Annotated in this window: 2 protein-coding genes; both read right to left on the bottom strand. The window is 66.0% G+C overall.

The window, feature by feature from the left end; translation table 11 throughout:
- Positions 1-25: 25 nt before the first annotated feature.
- On the bottom strand, positions 26-829 hold the full coding sequence (locus IEY17_RS24955; protein ID WP_229680603.1) for an IS3 family transposase: 804 nt from the start codon (positions 827-829) through the stop codon (positions 26-28).
- Positions 830-867: 38 nt separating this feature from the next.
- Complete coding sequence (locus tag IEY17_RS25710) at positions 868-1,341, bottom strand: helix-turn-helix domain-containing protein (RefSeq protein WP_229680601.1); 474 nt, start codon at positions 1,339-1,341, stop codon at positions 868-870.
- Positions 1,342-1,419: the final 78 nt, after the last annotated feature.

The following is a 1,419-nucleotide window of genomic DNA, read 5'->3' as shown; positions in this document are numbered from 1 at the left end:
GTGGTTGGACTCGTTAATTAAGAGTCTAGGCGGCGAGGGTCTGGGCCCGGTATTGGACCGGGCTCAGACCCTGGCAGTGTGTGTGGCCTCGTGTGGTGTTGAACCAGGTGATGTAGTCCTTTAGCGCGGTCGTGAACGCCTCGACGGTGAGGTAGCGGGTGTGGTGGAACAGTTCTTCCTTGACGTGCCCGAAGAAGCTCTCGATGACGGCGTTGTCCAGGCAGTTGCCTTTGCGGGACATCGACTGGGTTGCGCCCGCGGCGGCCAGCAGCGTGCGCCAGGACCGGTGCTGGTACTGGAAGCCCTGGTCGGAGTGCACCAGCGGTGTCTGGCCCGCCTTCAGTGTGCCCAGCGCGTCGCGCAGCGATGAGGTGGTCAGCTCCAGGTTGGGTGAGGTGCCGACCGAGTAGGCGATGATCTGCCGGTCGAACAGGTCCATCACCGGCGAGAAGTAGACCTTGCGGTCGTTGATGCGGAACTCGGTGACGTCGGTGACCCACTTCTCATTGGGGGCGCTTGCGGTGAACTGCCTGTTCAGGACGTTGTCAGCCACCTCGCCGGTCGTGCCCCGGTAGGAGGAAAAGCGCCGCCGCCGGCGGATGGGGCAGGCCAGATTGAGCTCGCGCATCAGCCTGAGCACGGTCTTCTTCGCCACCCGCCATCCCGCCTTGCGCAGGTCCTGGTGGACGACGCGATGCCCACGCCGCCGGCCGGCCTGGAACGCCGCGGTGATCGCGGTTTTGAGCTCGGCGTGGACATCGGGGCGGCCCGCACGGGCCTGGTGGTAGAAGAACGTCGACCGGGCAAGCCCGGCGACCTCCAACAACACCGTGAGACGGTGTTCGGCCCTGAGGGCGGCCACAGCGGCTACTTTCGCCGCTGTGGCCGCATCCTCAGGGCACGCAATTTTCCCAGGTAGGCGTTCTCCGCACGCAGCCGCTCGTTCTCGGCCCGCAGCGCTTCCAGCTCGCTTTGCCCGCCCGATTCCTGCCCGGCAGGCCGGGGCGGGCGGCCACGACGTTTCGGACGCAGCCCGTCGGCACCCTCGTTGCGGTAGATCCGCGCCCACGTCTCGACCTGCTTCGGCGACGCCAGGTCGAACTCGCGAGCCAGGTCAACCTTCCTCTCGCCAGCCAGGAACCGCTGCACCACCTCGAGTTTGAACTCGAACGAAAACGACCGTCTGGACGCGCTCACCAGCGCCGCACCCCCGCGCACCCGCCACCGGCCATACAACCGGGCAACCGGCCAACGAGACACACCAAGCCTGGTCGCGACCGCACGATCCGCCCAACCATCATCAAACAACTCTATCGCCGCCGCACGCTGCTCCGCGGTCAACGAACTACGCCCAGCCAAACCACCGCTCCCCGATGATCGGAACTGAATTCCACAGTCCAACCACCGGGGACCAGTTCA

It is taken from the genome of Saccharopolyspora thermophila (assembly GCF_014646075.1).
Classification (GTDB): Bacteria; Actinomycetota; Actinomycetes; order Mycobacteriales; family Pseudonocardiaceae; genus Saccharopolyspora; species Saccharopolyspora thermophila.
This window is presented reverse-complemented; position numbering and strand designations above follow the sequence as displayed.